The organism is Mesorhizobium sp. WSM1386 (assembly GCF_055901595.1).
This window is the reverse complement of the sequence record NZ_CM148373.1, coordinates 2621685-2640161: the sequence shown is the minus strand read 5'-3', so window position 1 is coordinate 2640161 and position 18477 is coordinate 2621685. Positions and strand designations below refer to the sequence as shown.

The 18477-nt window shown below is 63.5% G+C and carries 14 protein-coding genes; 7 read left to right on the top strand and 7 right to left on the bottom strand.

What is annotated here, in order from left to right; genetic code table 11:
- Positions 1 to 38: 38 nt before the first annotated feature.
- On the bottom strand, positions 39 to 755 hold the full coding sequence (locus AC0NIH_RS12905) for an HAD family hydrolase (RefSeq protein ID WP_473461462.1): 717 nt from the start codon (positions 753 to 755) through the stop codon (positions 39 to 41).
- 146 nt (positions 756 to 901) lie between these two features.
- On the opposite strand from AC0NIH_RS12905, the gene AC0NIH_RS12900 reads away from it, so the two are divergent.
- The 4 genes from AC0NIH_RS12900 to AC0NIH_RS12885 all read left to right on the top strand — a co-directional run bounded on the left by AC0NIH_RS12900 (position 902) and on the right by AC0NIH_RS12885 (position 5338).
- A complete protein-coding gene (locus AC0NIH_RS12900; RefSeq protein ID WP_023766756.1) occupies positions 902 to 2338 on the top strand; it encodes a glutamine synthetase family protein in 1437 nt (478 codons plus the stop codon).
- A gap of 63 nt (positions 2339 to 2401) precedes the next feature.
- Positions 2402 to 2770, top strand: coding sequence for a four helix bundle protein (locus AC0NIH_RS12895; protein WP_249491013.1), 369 nt, complete (start codon positions 2402 to 2404; stop codon positions 2768 to 2770).
- A 57-nt stretch (positions 2771 to 2827) separates the two neighbouring features.
- Positions 2828 to 4114, top strand: a complete 1287-nt coding sequence (locus AC0NIH_RS12890; protein WP_473461460.1) for an NAD(P)/FAD-dependent oxidoreductase — start codon at positions 2828 to 2830, stop codon at positions 4112 to 4114.
- A gap of 366 nt (positions 4115 to 4480) precedes the next feature.
- Positions 4481 to 5338, top strand: coding sequence for an SH3 domain-containing protein (locus tag AC0NIH_RS12885; protein WP_473461457.1), 858 nt, complete (start codon positions 4481 to 4483; stop codon positions 5336 to 5338).
- A 39-nt stretch (positions 5339 to 5377) separates the two neighbouring features.
- Here the strand turns inward: AC0NIH_RS12885 and AC0NIH_RS12880 are convergent, their stop codons facing one another.
- Together AC0NIH_RS12880 and AC0NIH_RS12875 are read right to left on the bottom strand one after the other, a co-directional pair.
- A complete protein-coding gene (locus AC0NIH_RS12880; RefSeq protein ID WP_473461455.1) occupies positions 5378 to 6682 on the bottom strand; it encodes a Mur ligase family protein in 1305 nt (434 codons plus the stop codon).
- Positions 6683 to 6787: 105 nt separating this feature from the next.
- Positions 6788 to 7534, bottom strand: a complete 747-nt coding sequence (locus AC0NIH_RS12875) for an SDR family oxidoreductase (RefSeq protein WP_023766751.1) — start codon at positions 7532 to 7534, stop codon at positions 6788 to 6790.
- Positions 7535 to 7813: 279 nt separating this feature from the next.
- Here AC0NIH_RS12875 and zwf point away from each other — a divergent pair, with 279 nt between their 5' ends.
- The 3 genes from zwf (at position 7814) to edd (ending at position 11869) form a co-directional block, all read left to right on the top strand.
- Positions 7814 to 9283, top strand: coding sequence for a glucose-6-phosphate dehydrogenase (zwf, locus tag AC0NIH_RS12870; protein WP_473461452.1), 1470 nt, complete (start codon positions 7814 to 7816; stop codon positions 9281 to 9283).
- Positions 9265 to 9981 (top strand): 6-phosphogluconolactonase, encoded by a 717-nt coding sequence (pgl, locus tag AC0NIH_RS12865; RefSeq protein ID WP_473461450.1) that lies wholly within the window; start codon positions 9265 to 9267, stop codon positions 9979 to 9981. Before zwf ends, pgl begins: the two co-directional genes overlap by 19 nt.
- 64 nt (positions 9982 to 10045) lie before the next feature.
- Positions 10046 to 11869: a phosphogluconate dehydratase gene (gene edd / locus AC0NIH_RS12860; RefSeq protein ID WP_023776558.1), complete on the top strand. Its 1824-nt coding sequence runs from the start codon at positions 10046 to 10048 to the stop codon at positions 11867 to 11869.
- Positions 11870 to 11935: 66 nt separating this feature from the next.
- Here edd and AC0NIH_RS12855 read toward each other — a convergent pair whose 3' ends face one another.
- From AC0NIH_RS12855 to AC0NIH_RS12840, 4 genes are all read right to left on the bottom strand, one after another.
- Positions 11936 to 13594 (bottom strand): vWA domain-containing protein, encoded by a 1659-nt coding sequence (locus AC0NIH_RS12855; RefSeq protein WP_473461447.1) that lies wholly within the window; start codon positions 13592 to 13594, stop codon positions 11936 to 11938.
- Between the two features lie 127 nt (positions 13595 to 13721).
- Positions 13722 to 14720 (bottom strand): GlxA family transcriptional regulator, encoded by a 999-nt coding sequence (locus AC0NIH_RS12850; RefSeq protein ID WP_032923168.1) that lies wholly within the window; start codon positions 14718 to 14720, stop codon positions 13722 to 13724.
- 28 nt (positions 14721 to 14748) lie between these two features.
- Positions 14749 to 15648, bottom strand: coding sequence for a bifunctional methylenetetrahydrofolate dehydrogenase/methenyltetrahydrofolate cyclohydrolase FolD (gene folD, locus AC0NIH_RS12845; RefSeq protein ID WP_473461445.1), 900 nt, complete (start codon positions 15646 to 15648; stop codon positions 14749 to 14751).
- A gap of 185 nt (positions 15649 to 15833) precedes the next feature.
- Positions 15834 to 18407 carry a GumC family protein gene (locus AC0NIH_RS12840; RefSeq protein WP_473461442.1) on the bottom strand — a complete coding sequence of 858 codons (2574 nt, stop codon included), beginning with the start codon at positions 18405 to 18407 and terminating at the stop codon, positions 15834 to 15836.
- Positions 18408 to 18477: the final 70 nt, after the last annotated feature.

Sequence of the window (18477 nt, the reverse complement as noted above, 5' to 3'; positions counted from 1 at the left end):
TCCGGAACCGCGCGGGACCTAGCTGGTGGAAGCAGCGATCAACCTCGTTTCGTGATGCCCTGAACCAGTTCGGGCAATTGCCCGAGATCGGATATCTGCAGGAACCGCGGCTCCGCGACCGGCGCCTCGACATGGTCGAGCACCCAGGTCAGTTCGTGCGGCACATGTACGCCCCAACCGCCGGCTTCGATGGCCGGCATCACATCCGACTTCAATGAATTGCCGACCATCATGCTCTTTGCAGGACCGTCGCCATGGCGGCTGAAGAGGCGCGCATAGGTCGCGGCATTCTTGTCGCTGACGATCTCGAGCGCGTCGAACAGGTCGCCGAGGCCCGATCCGGCCAGCTTGCGTTCCTGGTCGAAGAGGTCACCCTTGGTGATCAGCACCAGGCGGTAGGCGCCGGCGAGTTTCTCCACCGTCTCACGCGCGTGCGGCAGGGGCTCGATCGGGTGGCTCAGCATCTCGCGGCCGGCATCGAGAATCTCCGCTATGACCGAAGCCGGTACCCGCCCGTCGGTGACCTCGATCGCCGTTTCGATCATCGACAGCGTAAATCCCTTGATGCCGAAGCCATAAACGGCAAGGTTGCGCCGTTCAGCCTCCAGCAGTCGTGCCGAGATCTGTTCTTCCTCGGCATGATCGGCAAGCATGGCGGCGAAGCGCTTTTCGGTCATTCGGAAGAACTGCTCGTTCTGCCAAAGCGTATCGTCGGCGTCGAAGCCTATCGTCGTCACTTCGCTACTGGTTCGCATCGCCGACTTCTTGTGTGCAGCACAAGCCGAACCTACGCCGACCCGCGAGCGGTTTTCAACCACGAAGGCAGATGCCGGCAGCGGCTCCCCTTCCCTTCGGCAGCCGGGCACGGCTATACTCCGAAATCCGCAACTCCATCTGGTGAATGATGCCGCCTGCAAAAAAGGAAGTCCGTCCGTCGAGCCGCGGAGGACGGGCGCGCACGCCTGCTTTCGTGAAAAACCTGCGCGGCGTGAAGAACTGGAAGGAAGTCAGCGAATGGCTGGAATGGCGCGGCATCGAGGATATCGAATGCATCACACCTGACCAGGCCGGCGTCGCGCGCGGCAAGATGATGCCGTCGAAGAAATTCACCTCAAACACCTCGCTGGCGCTGCCTTCGGCCGTCTTTATGACGACGATTTCCGGTGGCTATCCCGAGGACGGCAACGGCTTCCATTATCCCGAGGACGACGGCGACCTCAAGCTGATGCCGGACCTCTCGACGCTGACTGTGGTGCCCTGGGAGGAAGACCCGACCGCCGCCGTCATCTGCGACCTCGTCCACCAGGATGGCCGTTCGGTCGAATTCACGCCGCGCAATGTCTTGAAGCGCGTGCTTGCCGCCTATGACAGGCTGGGGCTGAAGCCGGTGGTGGCGCCCGAGATCGAATTCTACCTGGTGCGCAAGAATCCGGATCCGGACTATCCGCTGACCCCGCCGGTCGGCCGCTCGGGCCGCGCGATCGGCGGCGGCGCCGGCTATTCGATCGCCGGCGTCAACGAGTTCGATGAACTGATCGACGACATCTACCATTTCTCCGAAAGCCAGGGCCTGGAAATCGACACGCTCATCCATGAAGAGGGCGCCGGCCAGCTCGAGATCAATCTGCGCCACGGCGACCCGATCGAGCTTGCCGACCAGGTGTTCATGTTCAAGCGCACGATCCGCGAGGCGGCGTTGAAGCACGAGATCTACGCCACCTTCATGGCCAAGCCGATCCAGGGCCAGCCGGGCTCCGCCATGCATATCCACCAGTCGATCATCGACAAGAAGACGGGCAAGAACATCTTTTCGTCCGAGGACGGCTCGGAAACCGAGGACTTCTTCCACTTTATCGGCGGCATGCAGAAGCATGTGCCGAACGCGCTGGTGATGTTCGCGCCCTATGTCAATTCCTACCGCCGGCTGACACAGGCGGCCTCGGCCCCCGTCAATAACAAATGGGGCTATGACAACCGAACCACGGCGTTCCGCGTGCCACGCTCCGATCCGGCGGCCCGGCGTGTCGAAAACCGCATCCCGTCCTCCGACGCCAACCCCTATCTGGCGCTGGCGGCCTCACTTGCCTGCGGGCTGATCGGCATCACCAGGAAGATCAAGGCCGAGCCTCCGGTACTGACGACCGCCAATGCGCACGAGATCGACCTGCCGCGCAGCCTGCTCGAAGCCGTCGACCTGTTCGAGGGCGACGAGGAACTCTGCGCGCTGCTGGGCAAATCCTTCGCCGCGACCTATGCGGCGATCAAGCGGGCCGAATTCGAGACCTTCATGGAAGTGATCAGCCCGTGGGAGCGGGAGTATCTGTTGCTGAATGTTTAGGGGAGTAGGGGAGTAGGGGAGTAGGGGAGTAGGGGAGTAGGGGAGTAGGGGAGTAGGGGAGGGATGGCCGAAAAAACAGGGTCCTACAAGGACTTGCTCGTTTGGCAGCAGTCAATGGATCTCGCAGTGGCGGTTTACGGCGCTACGAAATCCTGGCCTAAAGAGGAACTTTATGGGCTGACCAGCCAAGTGCGGCGCGCGGCAAGTTCAGTGCCGGCAAATATAGCAGAAGGGTATGGCAGAGAAATCCGAGGTTCTTATCAGCAATTTCTTCGCATCGCGCAAGGATCGCTGAAGGAACTAGAAACTCAGCTGCTGATCGCCGAACGCATCGGCATTACGCCGAAAGCGACGGCGGCGTCGTTGCTGGCGAGTACCGAAAGCGTGGGAAAGCTTCTTCGACTTCTTATCCGCAAACTTTCCACCGACTAGGTCCCCTACTCCCCTACCCCCTACTCCCCTACTCCCCTACTCCCTAGAACGAGCATCATGCCTTACCAATCCCCCATTTCTCCTGGCCGCTCCTGGTATGAAGACACGGCCGGCCCTCGGCCTGAATACCCGGCGCTCGATGGCGACCGGAGCTGCGATGTTGTCATCGTCGGCGGCGGGTTCACCGGCCTGTCGGCGGCAACGCATCTCGCCAAGGCGGGAACCAATGTCGTCTTGATCGATGCCTACCGTTTCGGCGATGGCGCGTCCGGGCGCAATGGCGGCCAGCTCGGCACCGGCCAGCGTGCCTGGGCCGAGGATATGGAGGCGGAATACGGATTGTCGCGCGCCAAGGCGCTGTTCGATCTCGCCGAGGAGGCGAAGGCGCATCTCATCGAATTCGCCGCCACCAACCAGATCGATATCGACTACATGCCGGGCCAGCTCTCGGTGGCGCACAAACAGCGTTATGTCGACGATTACAAGGCGCATGCCGAGATCATGGCCAGCCGTTTCTCCTACCCGCATATTTCCTTCATGAATAAGACGGAAACAGCGGAGCGGCTGGGCTCGACCGCCTATTTCGGCGGCACCCGCGACATCGGTACCGGCCACATCCATCCCATGAAGCTGGTGATCGGCACGGCGCGGGTGGCGGCACAGGCCGGCGCGCAGCTGTTCGAGGGGACGCCATCGACCGGCATCATTTCCGCCGGCGGCAAGGTCAGGGTTTCCACGCCAAGTGGCACCGTGACGGCCCAAAAGTGCCTGATCGCGGTCAATGCCTATGGCGGAACGCTCGAACCGGTGAGTGCGGCGCACATCATGCCGATCGGTTCGTTCATCGGCGCCACCGTGCCGCTCGGCGCGGGATCTACGGTGCTGCCGGGCGGCGAGTCGGTCGATGATTCCCGCTTCGTCGTGCGCTATTTCCGCAAGTCGAGGGATGGCCGGCTGCTGTTTGGCGGACGTGAGGTCTATGGCGTCAACGATCCCAAGGACATCCACATTCATATCCGCCGCCAGATCGTGGAACTCTATCCGGCGCTGGGCGATGTCGAGATCACGCACGGCTGGGGCGGTTATGTCGGCATCACAGTGCCGAGAAAGCCATTCGTGCGCGAAGTGATGCCGAATGTGATCTCGGTCGGCGGCTATTCCGGCCACGGCGTCATGCTGTCGAACTTCTTCGGCAAGCTCTATGCTGAAACCGTCGCCGGCAATCGCGACCGCTTGAAGCTGATCGAGGACCTTAAAATTCCGCCATTTCCCGGCGGTCGCCGCTTCCGTACACCGCTGCTATTCCTGGCGCTCAACTGGTTCGCGCTGCGCGACAGGATTTGAAGCGCGTCGCGCGTCAGGTCGTTTTATGCATGTCGTTATCCAAAACCGAGTTCACTTTGGGCGACATGCATTGGACTGGATCAAGTGAGCCACGATGCCGTGCCATCACGACCTCATGTAATATTGTAATATTCCCTGTAACATTTGTTGCCCAGGGGACACGTTGCGCAATTGCCGGCAAAGGCGCAGAATCTTCTATAATGGCGCAGTGATGCCACAATCGCGGGCGAAAGGTGCCTCTTCTGGGTGATTGTTCGGGGGTTGCTGTGGGCGCCTGCCCGTGTTGATTTTGGGACCGATGCCGATCAAATGCCGAACTTGCGGCACGATCGAAAGAACCTCGGCCCGCTTATGGAGGTGGCGAGATTGAGAGAGCCCTTCAGTTTCGGTGCTCCGGAACGTCGGCGCTTTGCCATGCAGTTCGGCTATGACATGCGCCCGTCCTTCTGGCAGGAAGTCCGTTCGAATTCACATTTGGTGATTGCCGCGGTCGGCACTGCCGCGTTGCTTGGCGTGGCCGCGGTGGCGCTCTGGCTGGCATTGCCGGCCAGCGAGAGGCAAGCCGCTGCCAGCCAGGAGCAGAGCATTCCAAGCATTCCGGTGAAGACGACCAAGATCGTCCCGGCCGGGACCACGGTAGCCGCGGCGGCAGCGGTGCCGCAAGCCGAGGGCAAGGCCAATGCGGCCTCTACGGCCATGGCTGTCGCCCAGGCCGCTATTCCCGCACTCGCTGCCAACGATCCTCGCTGGACCGGCTCGCAGACAAAAGCCGCACCGGCTCCCGCTTCAGCCGGCCAAGGGACAAGCAAGGCCGAGAAGGCGCCGGACAAGCCGGCCACCACGGCGGCGTTCGCGCAACCGGCGGCCGATAGCGATGCCACCGCCGAACTTGCCAAGGTTGCCGCGCCGCCAGCGGCGGCAAGCGGCAGCAATCCCGATGGCGCGCAAACCGCGGCTATCCCGACGGTAAAACCGCAGGCACCGGACCAACAGGACGACAATGGTCAAGCCGAAGCAAAGCCACGGAAAGTCGCAGCCGCCAGCACGGGACGCATTCTGAGAGCCGTGACCATGCGCAGCAGTCCGAAGAAGCATGCCGCCGCCATCGTCACGGTGCCAGCCAAGACCTCGGTGCAGGTGATGAACTGCAAGCAATGGTGCCAGATCGTCTACAACGGCAAGACCGGCTGGGTCTACAAGAGCTATATCAAGACCGGCGCGTAACTTGCCTGCGCGTCTGGCACCGGCCTCGCTTTCGAGACCCTATGACGACCTGCCACCGAACAGGCCGCGGAATTGCCGCCACACCTTGGCGCGCCTGCGTCGCATGACATGGGCACGATGCTGCTCGTAAGGCAATTCATATAGACCGCAGGTGTGGCAGCCCTCCGGCTTGCCGCAGATATGGATCCAGCATTTGACGTCATGCGTCCAGGCAAGCGCGATGCGTTCGAGGTGAAGGTTGGATGAGCTTTTAACGAGGATCAGTTCGCCGGCCACCGCTGTCCGCTTGATATGGTCCGAGACTTCCTTCGCCGTGCGAAGCTCGACAAACCGGCCGTTGTCGCGATCGATCTGGCTGGCACGCGAGCGATGTGCATTGTCTCCAGTATAGATCACCTGGTCGGCGATTTCCCGCGCGGTTTGATAGGCGTGGGCGTATTTCCTAGTCGAACCGGCGTAGTCCGAAATCTGGCCCAGCACGATGCGTTTGCGGCTAGCAGTGGCCTTGGCCACCATGTTCAGGGCAAGATTGATCGAGTGCCAGGGCGCCTTGGCCGCATCGATGATGAATTGCGGGCCGCCTTGGGTGATCAGCACGGTACAGCGATTAACGACCGGCTGGAACGTTGCCACCTGGACGGCAACCTTGTCCGGAGGGACGCCGAGTTCAAGCGCCGTCGCAACGGCGGCAACGGTCGGCAGCCAGAAATATTCGGCGGGAAAAGACGTCTTGAGTTGCAGCAGCCCTCCCCGCCAATGGATCGAAAGAGTCAGCAGATCCGGATATGCGGCGTGGATTTCGGTCACACGATAGTCGGCCGTCTCACTCATGCCGAAGGTGACGACACGGCATCCGGTGCGGGCAGCCATGTCGGCTACATGGGGATCGTCGGCATTGAGGACAGCAAGGCCGTCCGGTCGCAACGCCGCGACCAACGCGCTTTTTTCCAAGGCGACGTTTTCCAGCGTCCTGAAACTGGTAACGTGCTCCAGACGAACCATGGTGACGACAGCCACATGCGGCCGCAGCATTTCCGCCATGGGCCGGATCGTGTCGATGCCGTACGCCCCGGTTTCCATGACGACGTAGTCTGGCCTCTCCACTTGCTTCATACGCTTGTAAAGCGTGCTGACGACTGAATGGATGGTGTTGGCCAGAACCTGCGTGTAGACGGGTCGATGAGCGGCCAATATGTGCCCAAGCAGCGCCGTGACAGTCGATTTTCCCGAACTGCCGGTGACACCGATGAAGGTTGCCTTGCTTTTCGCCCGGGCACGCCTCGCCCTGTAGACGCTGATGCGCCACCGCAGGTCTTTGAAACCTCTCCGCAGTTTCGATTTCATCGCGCCGACAACCCCTTCGCCCCTGGCAAGACTCCAGGCCCCGCAACTCAGTCAAGTCGAAGCCCGAGGCACGGTCAAGCCGGCGATTGCGCCTGACATGGTGCTTCAGATGCAGCGCCCGCCATCGACCTCCAGCGCAACTCCGGTGATGAAGGCGGCTTCGTCCGAAGCCAGCCATAGCGCCGCATTGGCAATGTCGAGCGGCGTCGACAGCCGGCCGAGCGGGATCGAGGCGCGGAATTTCTCGCGGATCTCGGGCGTGTCGGCGCCCATGAATTTCTCCAGCATGCCGGTTTCGCCAGCGACCGGGCACAGGCAATTGACGCGAATGTTCTTGGGCGCCAGTTCCACCGCCATCGACTTGGTGGCGGTGATCGCCCAACCTTTCGATGCATTGTACCAGGTGAGACCTGGCCGTGGCCGCAGGCCGGCGGTGGAGGCCGTGGTCAGGATCACCCCGCCGCCTTGCCGCTCCATGATCGGCACGACGGCAAGGGCCGCATGGTAGATGGCCTTCATGTTGACTGCCGTGATCAGGTCGAAGGTCGCCTCGTCGACCTTGAGCAGATCGCCATTGCGATGGGTGAAGCCGGCATTGTTGACCATGATGTCGATGCGGCCGAAAGCGCTTTTGGCGGCATAGATCATCTCGTCGAATTCGGAGCGCAGGGAAACGTCGGTCTGCGTCCAGATCGCCATCTTGCCGATTTCGCCGGCGACACGTTCCGCGCCCTTGGCGTTGAGATCGGCAACGACGACCCTGGCGCCCTCTTCGGCGAAGCGCCTGGCAATGCCTTCGCCAAAGCCCGACGCCGCACCGGTGATGACGGCAACCTTGTTCTCCAGACGCATGCTTTTCCCGCTCCCTGAGCTCATGTCCACACAGCGACGGATATCGCGCAGATTTCTCCCTTAGCTTTCGTCACATTCACACTCTATGCTGCAACTGCGAAGCGTCCGGAGTCTTCGATCACCGACAAGCCTCCGGGTGGCGCCAAGTGTCAAGCGCACACGTGGACCCAATCAATATCCGGCGATTGGTCCTTGATGTGACACCGTGGCACTGGAAAATTTAAATCGATTAGAATATATCAGCCGCGTACTCGCTAGCGGCGTCAGAGCGGACAGACCATGACCAGCCAGATCATCCCCGTCGACCCTTTCGACTTCATCATTTTTGGCGGCACCGGCGACCTGTCGGAACGCAAGCTTCTGCCGTCGCTCTACTACCGGCAGCGCGACCATCAGTTCTCCGAGCCGACACGCATCATCGGCACGTCGCGCTCGAAAATGAGCGACGACGAATTCCAGGCCTTCGCCAAGCAGGCTATCTCCGATCACGTCAAGCCGGCCGACATCGACCCCAAGGAATTAAAGACCTTCCTGGCGCGGCTTTCCTACGTCTCGGCAGATGCGACGAGCGGAGCCGGCTTCGACAAGCTGAAGAAAGCGATCGGCGAAAGCGACCGCATCCGTGCCTTCTACCTGGCCGTGGCGCCGGCATTGTTCGGCGATATCTCGCACAAGCTCAAAGAGCATGATCTGATCACGGCGAACTCGCGCATCGTGCTCGAGAAGCCGATCGGCCGCGACCTGGCCTCGGCGCAGGCGCTCAACGACCTGGTCGGCGACGACTTCCACGAAAGCCAGATCTTCCGCATCGACCACTATCTCGGCAAGGAGACGGTGCAGAACCTGATGGCGCTGCGCTTTGCCAACGCGCTCTACGAGCCGTTGTGGAACTCCGCCCATATCGACCACGTCCAGATCACCGTGGCCGAGACTGTCGGCCTGGAAGACCGCGTCACTTACTACGACAAGGCCGGCGCACTGCGCGACATGGTGCAGAACCACATGCTGCAGCTCTTGTGCCTCGTCGCCATGGAGGCGCCGTCGTCGATGGACGCCGACGCCGTGCGCGACGAGAAGCTGAAGGTGCTCAGGGCGCTGAAACGCATCAATGGCAACGAGGCGCCGAAGCATACCGTGCGCGGCCAGTACCGCGCCGGCGCCTCGGCCAGCGGGGCCGTCAAGGGCTATGTCGAGGAGCTTGCCCATGACAGCAATACCGAGACCTTCGTCGCCATCAAGGCCGAGATCGGCACCTGGCGCTGGGCGGGCGTTCCGTTCTACCTTAGGACCGGCAAGCGGCTGGCGACCCGGGTTTCGGAAATCGTCATCGAATTCAAGCCGATCCCGCATTCGATCTTCGGCGACACCGCGGGGCCGATCTTCGCCAACCAGCTGGTCATCCGGCTGCAGCCCGACGAAGGCGTCAAGCAGTTCATCATGATCAAGGATCCTGGTCCCGGCGGCATGCGGCTGCGCCAGATCTCGCTCGACATGAGCTTCGCGCAGTCCTTCGACGGCCGCGCGCCGGACGCCTATGAGCGGCTGATCATGGACGTCATCCGTGGCAACCAGACGCTGTTCATGCGCCGCGACGAGGTCGAGGCGGCATGGAAATGGATCGATCCGATCCAGAATGCCTGGGAAGGCGCCAGGCAGGAAGCGCAGGGCTATACGGCAGGCACATGGGGGCCGTCGGCCTCGATAGCGCTGATCGAACGTGACGGACGGACATGGCACGAGAGCAATTGAACGGCGCCAGCTACAACTGGAACGGCTTTGCCGGCCGCCAGGACCTGGCGGCAGCCCTTGCCGGCCATGTCACGGCGCGCCTGACCAAGGCCATCGACGAGCGCGGCACCGCCCTGCTTGCCGTTTCCGGAGGCACCACGCCAGCGAAGCTCTTCGCCGCGCTGTCGGCAATTCCCATTGCCTGGAACAAGGTGACGGTGACGCTGGTCGACGAAAGGTTCGTCCCGGCCTCCTCACCGCGCTCGAATGCCGGGCTGGTCGCCGCCAACCTGCTCCAGAATGCTGCGGCCGCGGCGCGCTTCGTGCCGCTGTATCACGAGGCCACAAGCATCGAGACTGCGGCAGCGTCCGACGATGCGGCACTCAAGGCACTGGCCTGGCCGCTCGACGTCGTGGTGCTTGGCATGGGCAGCGACGGCCACACCGCTTCGTTCTTTCCCGATGCCGACAATCTGCCTGCCTTGCTCGATCCCGCCTCGCAGAGGATCGTGCTGCCGGTGCACGCGCCAAGCGGCGGCGAGCCGCGGCTGACGCTATCGATGGCGCGCATAATTGGCGCCGGCTTCATTGCGCTGCATATCGAGGGCGAGGACAAGCGCACCGCCTTCGAGGATGCGATGGGACCGGGTGCGAAAAAGCCCATTCGCAAAGTGCTCGAAGCAGCACCCATACCAGTAGAGGTGTTCTGGGCACCTTGATTTCACGAAAAGCAGCCCCGGCAAACAGTGGGAGGACGTTCTCCGGGGCTCGAAAGGACCGACCATGACCGCAAGACGCGATATCGAAGCCATCACTGAGCGCATCCGCCAACGCTCGAAGCCAGGACGCGAGCGTTATCTCGGCCGCATCGCCGAAGCCTCGAACCAGACCGCCAACCGGTCGGTGCTGTCCTGCGGCAACCTTGCCCATGGCTTCGCCGTCTGCAGCCCTTCGGAGAAGCTGGCGCTCGGCGCCGACAAGGTGCCGAACCTCGGCATCATCACCTCCTACAACGACATGCTGTCGGCGCATCAGCCTTTCGAAACCTTCCCCGCCCTGATCAAGGAGGCCGCGCGTGAAGCCGGCGGCATCGCCCAGGTGGCCGGCGGCGTGCCGGCGATGTGCGATGGCGTCACGCAGGGCCAGCCGGGCATGGAGCTGTCGCTGTTTTCGCGCGACGTCATCGCCATGGCCGCCGCGATCGGCCTGTCGCACAACATGTTCGACGCCGCCGTCTATCTCGGCGTCTGCGACAAGATCGTGCCGGGACTGGTGATCGCGGCGTTGACCTTCGGCCACCTGCCGGCGGTGTTCATTCCGGCCGGTCCGATGACGACAGGCCTGCCCAACGATGAGAAGGCCAAGGTCCGCCAGCTCTATGCCGAGGGCAAGGCGGGTCGCGCCGAACTTTTGGAAGCCGAGTCCAAATCCTACCACGGGCCAGGCACCTGCACCTTCTACGGCACGGCCAACTCCAACCAGATGCTGATGGAGATCATGGGCCTGCACACGCCGGGTGCTTCCTTCGTCAATCCCGGCACGCCGCTGCGCGAGGCCTTGACCCGCGAGGCGACGAAGCGGGCGCTGGCCATCACCGCGCTCGGCAATGCCTATACGCCCGTCGGGCGCATGATCGACGAGCGCTCTATCGTCAACGGCGTTGTCGGCCTGCATGCCACCGGCGGCTCGACCAACCACACTATCCACCTGATCGCCATGGCGGCGGCGGCCGGCATCGCCATTACCTGGCAGGACATTTCCGACCTCTCGGAAGCCGTACCGCTCCTGGCTCGCGTCTATCCGAACGGGCTTGCCGACGTGAATCATTTCCACGCCGCCGGAGGGCTCGGCTTCCTGATCCGCGAACTGCTCGACGAAGGCGTCCTGCACGAGGATGTGCAGACGGTCTGGGGCGAAGGCCTGCGGCCCTATGCGGTCGAGGCAAAGCTCGGCGCTGATGGCTCCGTGGTGCGCGAGGCAGTCCCGCTCCAGAGTGGCGACGAGAAGGTGCTGGCGCCGTTCAGCAAAGCCTTCCAGCCGACCGGCGGCCTGAAGGTGCTGGCGGGCAATCTCGGCCATGCCGTCATCAAGACGTCCGCCGTCAAACCGGAGCGGCGCCTCATCGAGGCACCGGCCAAGGTGTTCGACAGCCAGCAGGGGCTGAACGACGCGTTCAAGGCCGGCACGCTGACAGGCGACTTCATCGCCGTCATCCGCTTCCAGGGACCGAAGGCCAACGGCATGCCGGAACTGCACAAGCTGACCACCGTGCTCGGCATCCTGCAGGATCGCGGCCAGCGTGTCGCGCTGGTCACCGACGGGCGCATGTCGGGCGCATCCGGCAAGGTGCCGGCGGCGATCCATGTGACGCCGGAAGCCGTCGAGGACGGTCCTATCGCCAGGATCCACGACGGCGACATCATCCGCCTCGACGCCGATGCCGGCACTCTGGAGGTGCTGGTGCCGGGGACGGAGTTCGCGCTGCGCCGCACCGCCGAAGCCGATCTCATCGGCAACGAGTTCGGCTTCGGCCGCGAACTTTTCGCCGGCTTCCGGCAACTGGTAGGACGCGCCGACCACGGCGCCAGCGCATTTGGAACGGCCTGACGTGATCCCGTCTCATCCATGAAAAAGGGCGGCTTGTGGCCGCCCTTTTAGGTTATCCATGCGACCCTATTGCACCGTCAACTCAGCGCGCTCGCCGGCCTTGACCGTCACAGTGCCTTCCTTCGAGCTGTTGTCCGATTTCTCCGAGACGACGGCATAGTCCCCCGCCGGTATCGCCGCCTGATACTTCTGGTCGTATGCGTAGCCAAGCGACTTGCGGTTGCCGTTGATGTCCTTCTTGGTTTCGAAAATCTCAATCTTCGAGGCCCCGGGCGCGGTGATCGCCAGCACGCCGGTATTCATGGTGACCTTCACATCCTGAAATTCGCCGACCTTGACGTTGAACGGCTGCTCGACGACTGCAAGATCGACCGTCGCAATCAACACATAGTCATCAGGCGGCAGATCGAACTTGCTGTCGGGACCATAGGCATAGGTCACCTCGTCCCGGGTTCCGTCGATCTTCTTTTTCGCCTTCACGATCTTGAAGCCGATGCCCGAACCGTCGGCCTTGTCGCCGCCGGCTGTATAATAGGCGTTGGCAACGACATGTCCGACGCCGACGATGATGTCCTTTTCAACTGTCTTGCCGGCAGCGAGCGGTATCGTCTCGGAAACCACGCCCTGGCTGATCGTGACCGTCACTTTCTCGTCGCCGGCCGGCAACACGGTCTTGGTGGTCCCATAGTAGGTCGCGGGATTATCGGCACTTGGGTAGTCGATCACGACAGCCGCGCCATCGACAACATCCGCCCCCGCGCTTGGTCGCGGATGAATGACGAGCGTGCCGGCATTCAGGGTGAAGAGCGGCTTGGCGACCTGGCCTGCCTCGATCTTGACCTTCTGCTCCACCTTGGCCTCGCCGTCGCGCGCGACGATGACGTAATCGCCCGGTTCCAGATTGGCTTTGTAGGCGCCATATTCGGTGGTGACGCTGTCGCCACGCGTGCCGTCGGACTTTGCCTTGTAGACTTCCCAGGCATTGCCGTCGGTGACCGGATCACCGCCCTCGGCAAGCACCGCCGTCGGCATGAAATTGAATTCCGGCTTGGCAGGCTCGGGTGCCGGAGTGGGCACAGGTTCGGGTGCAGGCGCCGGCGCTGGGGCGGCGACGGTTTCGGCCAAAGCTTCCTGCAGCGCCCTCTCGTCGGAGGCCTGGATGTATTTGCCGCCGGTGTTGTCGGCGAGGCAGGCGATCTGCTTGCCTTCGTCGGCGGTCAGGCCGAAGCCGACGACGTCGGCCGTGAAGTCGACACCGGACGCTTCGAGTTCCTTGCCAAGCGCACAGGGGTCGCCGCCGCAGGTCTCGAGTCCATCGGTGATGAGGACGACCGTCGCCTTGTCCTCGGTGTATTTCAGCGCTTCGGCCGCCTGCTTGACGGCTGCCGTCAGCGGCGTCTTGCCGAGGAATTTCAGACTGTCCGCGGCATCCGTGATGGCGCTTGCCGAGCCGGCCTGAGGCGGCACGATCAGCTGGATGTCGTCGCAGCTGCCTTTCTCGCGATGACCATAGGCCATGAAGCCGATCTCATCGTCGGCGGGAACCGATTGCAGCACGGTCCTGAGCGACTCGCGGGCGATTTCGAGCTTCGGCTTGCCGTCGATCTGGGCCCACATCGACCCGGAAGCGTCGAGAATGATGATGACCTTGTTGGCGGCAAAGCCGAACGTCGTCATCGACAAAAGGAGGATCGCCGCAGCGACGCTCCGTGCAAGTCCCGCCATCGAAATCTCCTGATTGATCCACCCCGTTCGCCGGCCGAAGCTATTTGAGCCCACCTTGGGACACAAGCCCGGACGCGGCCTGTCCTCAGGTCCCTGGAGTCTTGGCCACGCTGTAGCGTGGAGCAGCTCAGTAAGTCGTCCGGCGCTCTTCCGAAGGCGGACGGCCGAACTGCAGCCGGTAGCTCTGGGCAAAATAGGAATGCGAGGTGAAGCCGGTGGCGATCGCCACGTCGAGGATCGGCATGTTGGTCTGGCGCAGCAATTCGCGCGCCCGTTCCAGCCGCAACCGCATGTAGTAGCGCCCGGGCGTGACGTTGAGATGGCGCAGGAACAGGCGTTCCACCTGGCGCACCGACAGGCCGGCCGACTTGGCGAGCTGTACCGCCGAGAGCGGCTCGTCGAGATGGTCGGCCATCAGCTCGACGATGCGCCTGAGCTTCTCCGACTTGCCGGTCAGATCCCGCTCCGGCCCGACGCGCTGGCGGTCGCCGGCCGAGCGGATGCGCTCGTGCTGGAACTGGTTGGCGACGCCATTGGCGAGGTTCGAGCCGAAATCGCCGCGCACGATCTCCAGCATCAGGTCGATCGAGGTGGTGCCGCCGGCGCAGGTGTAGCGCTTGCGGTCGATCTCGAAGACGTTGCCGGTGCAGTTGATGTCGGGAAAACGCTCGACGAAGCCGGCGCGGTTTTCCCAATGGATGGTGCAACGATAGCCGTCGAGCTGGCCGGCCTCGGCCAGCAAATAGGATCCGACCGAGAGCGCGCCAAGCGCGTTGCCGCGCCGGCCCCAGCTGCGCAGGGCAGCCAGAACCTTGCTCTTGCCGGGAAATTCCGTCGTCAGGCCGACCGAGACGAAGAGGATGTCGACCGGCGGCAGGTCGGCGACGCTGTAGTCGATCTTGAGCGGCAGACCGTTGGAAGCCATCACCGGATCGCCATCAGCCGATACCGTGGTCCAGCCGTAGAAATCGCGGCCAAGCAGACGGTTCGCCGACCGGAACGTGTCGATCGCGGCGGCCAGCGAGAACATGGAAAACTTGTCGACCAGCAGGAAGGCGAACTGCCGGCCGCCTTGAACGGGATCATTCGTGACCGGCCGTTCCTGGGAAACAGAGGGGTTAGGCAAAGCTGTGGCTTTCAGGGACAACCCGGGCTCAGAAGGAGGGCCGTTTCAGTCCGGCCGCAAGGTAGGCCGAAGCTAACGTATTGGCCATCAGCATGGCAATGGTCATCGGCCCGACACCGCCGGGTACCGGGGTGATGGCGCCTGCTTCCTTGGCCGCCTCGGCATAGGCGACATCGCCGACGAGGCGGGACTTGCCCTCGCCCTTCTCGGGCGCGGGAATTCGGTTGATGCCGACATCGATGACGGTGGCGCCGGGTTTCACCCAATCACCCCTGATCATTTCGGGCCGGCCGACGGCGGCGACAAGAATGTCCGCTGTGCGGGCAAGCGCCGGCAAGTCCTTGGTGCGGCTATGGGCGATGGTGACGGTGCAGTTGGCGGCAAGCAGGAGATTGGCCATCGGCTTGCCGACGATGTTGGAACGGCCGACGACAACCGCGTTGAGGCCCGACAGGTCCTTGCCGCGCACGCGCTCGATCAGGAGCATCGACCCGGCGGGCGTGCAGGGAACGAAGGCGGTGTCGAGCTCACCGGTGCCGAGCTTGCCGACATTGATGAAATGGAAACCATCGACGTCCTTCTCCGGCGCGATGGCCTGGATGACCTTGCCGGCGTCGATATGGCCAGGCAGCGGAAGCTGCACCAGGATGCCGTTGATCGCCGGATCGGCGTTGAGCTCGCCGATGATCTTCAGCAGCGCGTCCTGGGAGGTGTCCGCCGGCAGCGTGTGCTGGAGCGAATGAAAGCCGCATTCCTTGGCGGTGCGGGATTTGGAGGCGACATAGACCTGGCTGGCCGGATCCTCGCCGACGATGACGACGGCAAGGCCTGGCTTGGCCTTGCCCTTGGCGACCAGCTCGGCGGTCAGCGCCTTGACTGTCCGCACCACGTCTTCGGCGACGGTCTTTCCGTCAATCACTTCGGCCATGGACTATTACCCTCAACACCGTTTCGCTCAAATCCTGGATCAAGTTCCAAAGGCATGCCTTGGCGACTTGCACAAGCGCGGCATTCTCACGAAAATTCAAGCACGCAATCCCGTCAAAGCGCCGTCTCATGCCGTTTACTCGAAACCGGCACGGTTTTGTTCGGCACCAGCGACTTTCGTATGGCTCAGAAGTAGCGGCGGCGGGCGCGACTCTCGGTGAGTTCGCGGACCGCTTCGCGGAATTCGCGCAGGCTGGCGCGAATTTCCTCGATCGGCGCCTGTTCGGCGCTTTCCTCGACCTGCGAACGAGGCTCCGCCGATGGCTGGGCCGGATAGGCCTGCGGCTGCGGTTGCGGATACGGCCCGGCATAGGGCGCCATGGCCTGGGCGTAGGGAGAGCCCGCCGGCGGCTGCCACGGCTGCATCTGCGGGTGGCTCGCCGGCTGCACCGGGGGATAGGACGGCAAGGGGGTCGCCGGATAGTTCGCCTGCGGCGGCATCACGGGCGACCGCGACGGCGGACCCATCGGCCCTGCATAGGCGGCGTTGAAGCCTGGCTGGAAAGGTGGCCGCGGGTAGGCCGTCGCGCCCGGCGGCGGCATGAAGGCGGGATTCGGTTTCGGATAGCGAGAAGGCATGGCGGCATCCGCCGGCCACGCATCTTCGCCAAAGGCGGCGAACTCGCTGGAGTTGTCGTCGTCCGCCTCGGCGGACGGCTTGCTGGACATGGCGTTGCGCAGCTTCGCCATCAGCGCGCCGATCCGCCCGGGACGTTCTTCGGCCACGGCTTCGGTCCGTGCGATAGGCGCGGGCGGCGGCGAGGCAGGCGGAGGAGGCGGTGCCGGAGGCATGGGCATTGCCGGCATTGGCGGCGCAGGCGGAGGGGGTGCGCGGAACGCCTGGTCTTCGAGAGGCGCCTTGCGATCACGGCGCGAGCGCGATGTCGCGGTCTCGCGCAAGCTTTCATAGGCGCCACGCATGGCGCCGAGACCAATGCCTGAGGCAAAGCCCAGCAGCAAGCCGGCGAGCGCGGTCACGGCCCGCGACGGGCCTTTCGCCTCGAGCGGCGCAAAGGCCTTGGAGATGACGTTCATGTTGGCGGTGTTGATGTCCTTCTGCTCGCCGGTCTCCTTGGCGCGCAGCAGGAACTGTTCGTAGACGGAGCGCTTGGCGGTGGCTTCACGCTCCAGTTCGCGCATCGACACCAGGTCATTGTTGACGTCGCCGCTGCGGACTTTGAGCTGGGCAAGGCGAGAAGAGAGATCCTGTTCGAGTTGGACGGCGCGTTTCAGGTCGACCTGCAGCGAGGACGCGATGCGGCGCAATTCGCCGGCGATGCGGTCGCGGGCGCCGGCGATCTGTGCGTCGAGGGCCTGGAGTTCGGGATGGCGCGGCCCGAGCCGGATGGCGGCGCGGTCGGCTTCCTGCTTGAGCGTTGCATATTGCGAGCGCAGGTCGCTCATCGTGTTGGAATTGATCTCTTCCGGCAAGGTGCCGGAGAGCACCGAATTGACGTCGACCGAGCGCGCCGAAGCCGCCCTTGCATTGAGCTCCAGCGTGCGGGCGCGGGCGACCGAGAGCTGTTCGTTGAGCTTCAGCATTTCGTCGTCGCTGATCAGATGGCCCTGCGCGTCGACAAGATCGTGCGAGGCCCTGAAATCCTCGACCTTGCGCTCGGCCGCCTCGACGCCCTTGCGCAGTTCATCGAGCCTTGCCGTCAGTTCGTCCGTCGCGCGACCGGCCGTATCGGACTGGATCTGACCGAAGGTCTGGAGAAAGACGTCCGTCATCGTGTTGGCGATGAGGGCGGATTTCTCGCCATTTTGCGTGGTCGCGCTGACGGTGATGACGAAGGTCTTGCCGCCGCGCTCGACCGAAAGGCTTTCGGCCAGATTGCCGACGGCGAGCGCACGGCGACGGACCTCGTCGACACTGCCCGGGCCATCCTCGCGCGACAGGATCGAATGGACGAGCGACCTGATGCCGAGGCCGCCGGACCCTTCGCCATTGAACTCCGGATCGTTCACCAGGTTGAGCTTGTCGACGACCTTGTTCAGCACCGTGCCCGAAGTCAGCACCCGGACCTGGTTTTCGACGATGGCGAGCGTGGCGTCGGAGGCGACCACATTCTGGGTGAGATCCCGGTCGGTGAGCTTGAGGTCGCGCGGATCGACGATGAGTTCGGCGGTGGCTTCATATTTCTTTGGCGTCGACAGGGCGATGGCGATGCCGAGCCCGGCACCCAGTATCGTCGTGGTGATGATCAGCAGCTTCGACCTGGCGACGCCGCGCACCACCTGCATCGGATCGATCAGCGGCTTCCATTGCTGATCGTCGCCGCGAGCGCCAAAGGATGCATCGGCGTCGCCAACCTGGCGGGATCCGGACCTGTCATGAGAGCGGGCGCTGGCGGAAACCTGCTCGGGAGCCATCCTCGCGCGCGGCATGCGTGGCGGCGGATCGCCGGCGCCATAGTCCTGCTCGCGCCAAGCGTCTTCCCGTGCTGCCGCTTCCGGCTGCTCGTCCGGCCGGAGCCGCCCGGTTCCGACGTCAGCAGACGAGGTTGGATCCGTACGGGCCTGACGCCGTGAACGGGCAAGACGATGGCGCGTGGCGGCATCCCCGCGCCATGACGGATCGGCCCGGTCCCCGATCGAGACCAGGGATGGGTCGGGATCGTCCTCACCGCGCACGGCCCGGCCGAGCGCCAGCAGCGAACGCTCACGCTTCCAGTCCTCGCGGTTTTCCCTGTCAGCCATTGTCCGGAGCTTTACCCTTGGCGGCTTGCGGAACGGCGCTTGGCCATTCGTTAAGCCACGCTAAACAGGC